We start from the raw sequence: 5,266 nt of genomic DNA, 5'->3' as shown, positions 1-5,266 counted from the left end.
CGCATCGGCTCCTGGGTGTCGTTGACGAGCGCGTAGGAACCGGCGACCGACATCCGGCGCTCGGACGGTTCGAGGTCGAGCCGCAGGTCGATACGGGTGATCTCGGGCGGCACGAAGTCCTTCCATGTCGCGACGTTGCTCCGCCAGTATTCGGCGGCGCGCTGCACTTCGACCGAGCCCTCGAAGCCCTGACGGATCTCGATGGCGAGAAAGCCCTGAATCAGCAGCGGCAGGAGCAGGAACGGCACGAGCCGCAGAACCCCGCGCACGACCCTCGCCGGTTGCAGGCGGTCGAGCGTCGCCGCGGCGTCCCGCTCGGTGCGCACCAGCAGGGTGCAGGCGAGGACGAAGAAGAAGAGCGTGCCGCCGAGCGCCGCCGCCCGGTTCCAGACGAGAGCCGCGCCATTCAGGGGAAAGATCCCCATGTCGGTCCAGCGCAGCGCCCCCCAGAGCGGCCAGTTGGTCACCCAGGTCATGGCGCCGGTGACGAAGAGCGCCGCGGTCGCGGCGAGAGTCGCGAGTCCGATCGCGATGGCGGCGGTGCGGCTGCGCACGATGACCATCACCGCGCTCACGAACGCCGCCCAGAGGAGATACGTCGGCGCGAGAACCAGACCGAAAACCAGTACGAGTGGCCCGATCTCGATTCGCTCGCCGCCTTGAGCGAGCAGCAGCACGAGGCCGGCGGCGACGCAGGCGGCACAAAGGACGGCGATCACCGCAGCGATCGCCAGTCCCTTGCCGAGCATGAGGGCGGTGTCCGAGACCGGTGCCGCGTGCAAGAGCGCCTCGAAGCCCGTCGCTCTGTCGCGATGCATGGCTTCGACCACCGCGAAGAGCAGGTAGAGGCAGACCAGCACCGTCGCCACGGGCAGGGCACGCACGGCAAGGCCTCCAGCGGTGAGCAGCACCGGCGAGCCGAGGAGGCCGGCCTCGGTGCCCGCCACTTCTGCGACCACCAGCATCAAGAAGGCCGAGAAGAGATACAGCGCCGGCTGCCGGAGAAGCTCTCCCGCCTCGGAGCGCACGATCGTTCCCACCCCCACCATGAGGCCAGGCGCGCGGCTGGTCATGGCCAGATCCCCGAGCGGACGGAAGCTCGCGTTCTCGGGATCCGGGTTCGCCGGCACCGCGGGACCCGCGCCGGCACGGCGGCTCACTGCGCCTTCGACCGGCTTGCGCTCCTGCCCGCTTCTCCGCCTTTCACGCATCGCTGCGACGAGCGCGAGGCCGGCGATGCTCAGCGTGAGCAAGCGGTTGAACAGGAAGGTGGCGTCGAAGGCGATCGGCTGGGCATTGAAATAGCCGACGCCGCGGTCGACGCGAAAGAGCGCCCGGTCGAGCCAGCGGATCGCCGTCGGATCGACGATCATCAGAAGCCGATCCCACCCTGCGGCGAGTCCGGCTGGCGCGAGGTTCCACGAGATGAGGATGGTGTAGACGAAGAGCACGGTCGGCACGGCGTAAACCGCCATCGGCCGCCGCGTGCGCAGACCTACGACGAAGGCTACCGCCGCCGTCCAGGCGATGCCGGGGAGCGCGAACAGCAGCACCGCGCCCAGGTAGGAGACCGCGCGGAACGGCCCGTGCGCCCCCGACGAGACTCCGGCCAGCGCCGGACCTTCGTGGAAAGCGAGAGCGAGCAGGAGGTGCGCGGCGAGCGCCACACCCAGCGCTGCCGCCACGCCGGCGAACTTGCCGAGGGCGTACTCGGCCGCCGTGAGGGGCGTGCTGTGCAGGAGGTCGCCGATCCGGGCCTCGTCGTCGCGGATGACGGCGAAACCCGCCATCAGCGCGGCGAAGAAGGTGTAAGCGAAGAAGCTCGCGATCGCGAAGCTCTGGGCCAGAGCATGCGCAGAGTTGACGAACGCGCGTTCCCCGCCCACTTCCGTTTCTCCGGTGGGGATCATCGCCACCGGGTTGAGCGTGCTGGTGACGAAGAGAAGGACCCCGACGAGGACCCAGAAGGCGGGACTACGCAGCTGCGCGCGCGCTTCGTGCCCGGCGATCGTCGCGCAGCGCGCCCGATTCAAGAGGCCGCCCGAATCGGCAGGGCGGCCGCGGTCTCGCCAGCGCTCCGCGTGAGGACGAGATAGGCGTCCTCCAGGGTCGGCAGAGCGGCAGCGAAGCCCGGCGGCGCGGCTCCAGCAGGCAGATGGAGCCGAACCCGGTTGCGCCCCTCGACGAGGTGGGCCTGAGTGACGAGGTGCGTCGCGGCGAGCTCCTCGAGCTCGGCGCGCGCGACCTCCCCCTCGAACATCGTCCCGGCGAGAGCTTCGCGCGCCTCTCCCGGAGTGGTCGTGGCGAGAAGCCTCCCCTGCCGGATGACGGCGAAGCGTGGACAGAGCATCGCCACGTCTTCGACGATGTGGGTCGAGAGCAGGATCGTCCGGTTCTCCGCGAGCTCGGCGAGCAGGCGATAGAAGCGCACCCGCTCCTCCGGGTCGAGTCCGGCCGTCGGCTCGTCGACGATGACCAGGACAGGATCGCCAGAGATCGCCTGCGCGATGCCAAGGCGCTGGCGCATCCCGCCGGAGTAGGTCTTCACCTTCCGTTTCGCGGCGGCGGTGAGATTCACCCGCTCCAGGAGCTCGGCGCACAGCTTCGGCAGGCCGCGCGGCGCCGCGACGCCCTTCAAGCGCAGCATGTGGGTGAGCATCTCCTCGCCGGTGAGATTGGGATAGAAGCCGAAGGCCTGCGGCAGATGACCGAGCTGCGGCCAGACGCGCTGCGGTTCGGCGACGATGTCCACGCCGTCGAGCACGACGCGCCCCGAGGTCGGCTCGAGCAGGCCGGCGAGGATGCGCATGAGCGTCGATTTCCCCGAGCCGTTCGGGCCGAGCAGGCCGAACATGCCGAGCGGGATCCGCAGCGAGACGCCCTGCAGGGCCGCGACGGCTCCGGGGTAGACCTTGACGAGGTTCTGAATCTCCAGCATGGCGGTTCTCTCCGGTCCTGTCGGAAAGACAACGCCCGCCGCGCCCCCTTCTTACGCTAGGGACAAGTGGCGAAGGCCGCCGAATCGGTGAGCGCGGCGGCGCGGTTGCCGAGGGTGTTCGGGTATTCGCGGACCTCGTGACGCAAGGTATCGGTCACCCGCAGGACGTACTCGACGTCGGTCGCCGCGGCGCCGTAAACCCACCAGTGTCCGTTCAGGCTGCAGCCGTCGATGACCTTGACCAGGTGCTCCCAGGTCGCCGGAGCGAAGTACCAGAGCAGGGTCGAATCGCTGCCGGTGGTGACCGGCAGGGCGTCGCCGCGAGCTCCGGTGTAGTCGCGGAAGGACACCTCCACCTGGAAGCGCCCGTCGATCAGGCAGACGCGCCCGGCGCCGGGGACGCAGGCCGCGAGCTGCGGGCGCTCGAGGGCGTAGAGCTCGCCCCCCTGGGTCGCGAGGACGATCTCTCCGATCTGTGTCTCCCCGAACGTGGTCAGGTTCGGCAGCGAGAACGGGAACTCCTCGCGGCTCCAGCCGGCGCCCGCACCGTTGGCTGCCCAGATGCGGCCCGAGCAGTAGTCGCCGAACAGGTAGCGCCCTTCGAGCGCCGGCAGACGGTGGCCGCGGTAACGGAAGCCACCGATGACCGCGCAGTTGCCGTCGGCGAGGAGGTTCTCCAGAATCGGCGACGTGAAGGCGGCGGCGCCGCAGACCGGCGTCGAGGCCGGGCAGGCGTCACGCGAGTAGCAGGCGGTCCCCTCCATGATCTTCCAACCGAAGTTCGCGCCGCCGCCGTTCGCAGTCGGCCAGTAGTCGATCTCGTCGCGCTCGCCCTGACCGACATCACCGAGGAAGAGGTCGCCGGTGGTGCGGTCGAACGAGAATCGCCAGGGATTCCGCAGGCCGAGCGCCCAAATCTCGTCAGCGCCGGGCGTCCCGCCAGCGAACGGGTTGTCCGGCGGTGAGCTGTAGTACGGCGCGCTCGCGGCATGGCTGTCGACATCGAGCCGCAGCATCTTGCCCAGCAGTTCGTTGCGGTTCTGCGCGCGGCATTCGGGGTCACCGCCCGAGCCGCCGTCGCCCATGCCGACGTACAGGAGACCGTCGGGTCCGAAGGCGAGGTCACCGCCGTTGTGGTTGTCGTAGGGCTGCGGAATCACCAGCAGCACCGCCTCGCTCGCCGGGTCGGCATGCGCCGGGTCGCCGCTCGAGCGGCGGAAGCGGGAGATCACCGTCGCCCCGTCCCCTTCGCGGGTGTAGTTGACGAAGAGCAAGCCGTTCTCGGCGTAGCGCGGATGGAAAGCGAGCCCCAGCAGCCCCTGCTCGCCGCCGGAGCGGACGCGCGCGGAGAGGTCGAGGAAGCTGCCCGGTTGCACGGCGCCGCCGGTGAAGATGCGGATCCGTCCGCGCTGCTCGACGATGAACAGGCGGTCGTCGCCCGCCTGGGCGATCGCCACCGGGTCGCTGAGCCCGCTCGCAAGGAGCCGGAGCTCGACGCCAGCGAGGTCGGCGGCGGCCGGCGCCGCGTTCAGGGTGAGGACGGCCGGGAGGGTGAGCAGGCCAAGAAAAAAGGGGGCTCGCATGAGCCCCCTTCTACCACCGAAACGCTGCGCCTGCTGCGCAAGCCGGACGGCCCGGCGCGACGCTCAGCCGCCGAGCGAGGCCGGCGGGATCTCGATCTCTTCCTTGACGGTCAAGACCTTGTAGAAGCACCAGCCCGTCAGACCCCAGACGAAGACGGTCGACGAGAGGAGGAAGATCCAACCCAGGGTGGTCATTTCGCGGTCTCCTTGTCAGTCGTTCGGGGCATGCTTGCCGTCGATGTCCAGGCCCGCGGCGCGCCAGCGCTTCGTGCCGAAGAAGGTGCAGACGACGAGGATCAGGGCCGTCGCCAGAATCAGCCCGATCGCCCCCTGCCGCAACGGTTCGTCGGCGACCGATTTTACCCAGCTGCCGAGGTTCTGCCAGCAGAAGGCGATGAAGACGACCAGAAGATAGACCGGCGTGACGTACTTCATGATGAATTTGTAGAAGCCCGGGATGCGGATCTGCGCCCCCATGTGGGCCTCCTTCCAGCCCTTCTCGATGCCGAAGACCCAGCTGAAGGCGATGATCTGAATCATCGCCAGGACGAAAATCAGGAAGGTCCCGACCCAGTCGTCGATCGTCGACCAGAAGATCCCGCCCTTGCTGTAGTACATCACCAGGAAGGAGCCGATGAGGCAGATCCCCACCATGAGCGAGGTCGACTGCTTGCGTCCCCAGCCCAGCGCTTCCTGGAAGAAGGCGAGCGCCGGCTGGTACATCGAGATCGAGCTCGTGATCGCG

The 5,266-nt window shown here is 68.9% G+C and carries 5 protein-coding genes; all 5 read right to left on the bottom strand.

Annotated elements, in window-relative coordinates:
• On the bottom strand, positions 1 to 2,033 hold a 2,033-nt coding region (locus KBA23_RS15535; protein WP_290742788.1), incomplete at its 3' end, for an ABC transporter permease subunit.
• Positions 2,030 to 2,938, bottom strand: a complete 909-nt coding sequence (locus KBA23_RS15530; RefSeq protein ID WP_290742785.1) for an ABC transporter ATP-binding protein — start codon at positions 2,936 to 2,938, stop codon at positions 2,030 to 2,032. The genes KBA23_RS15535 and KBA23_RS15530, both read right to left, overlap by 4 nt.
• Before the next feature lie 56 nt (positions 2,939 to 2,994).
• Positions 2,995 to 4,521 carry a PQQ-dependent sugar dehydrogenase gene (locus tag KBA23_RS15525; RefSeq protein WP_290742782.1) on the bottom strand — a complete coding sequence of 509 codons (1,527 nt, stop codon included), beginning with the start codon at positions 4,519 to 4,521 and terminating at the stop codon, positions 2,995 to 2,997.
• Between the two features lie 63 nt (positions 4,522 to 4,584).
• A complete protein-coding gene (locus KBA23_RS15520) occupies positions 4,585 to 4,716 on the bottom strand; it encodes a hypothetical protein (protein ID WP_290742778.1) in 132 nt (43 codons plus the stop codon).
• A 15-nt stretch (positions 4,717 to 4,731) separates the two neighbouring features.
• A partial coding sequence (locus KBA23_RS15515; protein WP_290742776.1) for a hypothetical protein occupies positions 4,732 to 5,266 on the bottom strand: 535 nt, incomplete at its 5' end.

Origin of the sequence: Amaricoccus sp. (assembly GCF_017995835.1) — a bacterium.
Taxonomy (GTDB): domain Bacteria; phylum Pseudomonadota; class Alphaproteobacteria; order Rhodobacterales; family Rhodobacteraceae; genus Amaricoccus.
The sequence above is the reverse complement of the archived record's forward strand: the minus strand, read 5'-3'. Positions and strand labels throughout refer to the sequence as shown.

Coding starts and splice junctions, on each gene's coding strand:
- KBA23_RS15525 (WP_290742782.1), bottom strand. CDS start 4,521: ATGCGAGCCCCCTTTTTTCTTGGCCTGCTCACCCTCCCGGCCGTCCTC.
- KBA23_RS15530 (WP_290742785.1), bottom strand. CDS start 2,938: ATGCTGGAGATTCAGAACCTCGTCAAGGTCTACCCCGGAGCCGTCGCG.
- KBA23_RS15520 (WP_290742778.1), bottom strand. CDS start 4,716: ATGACCACCCTGGGTTGGATCTTCCTCCTCTCGTCGACCGTCTTCGTC.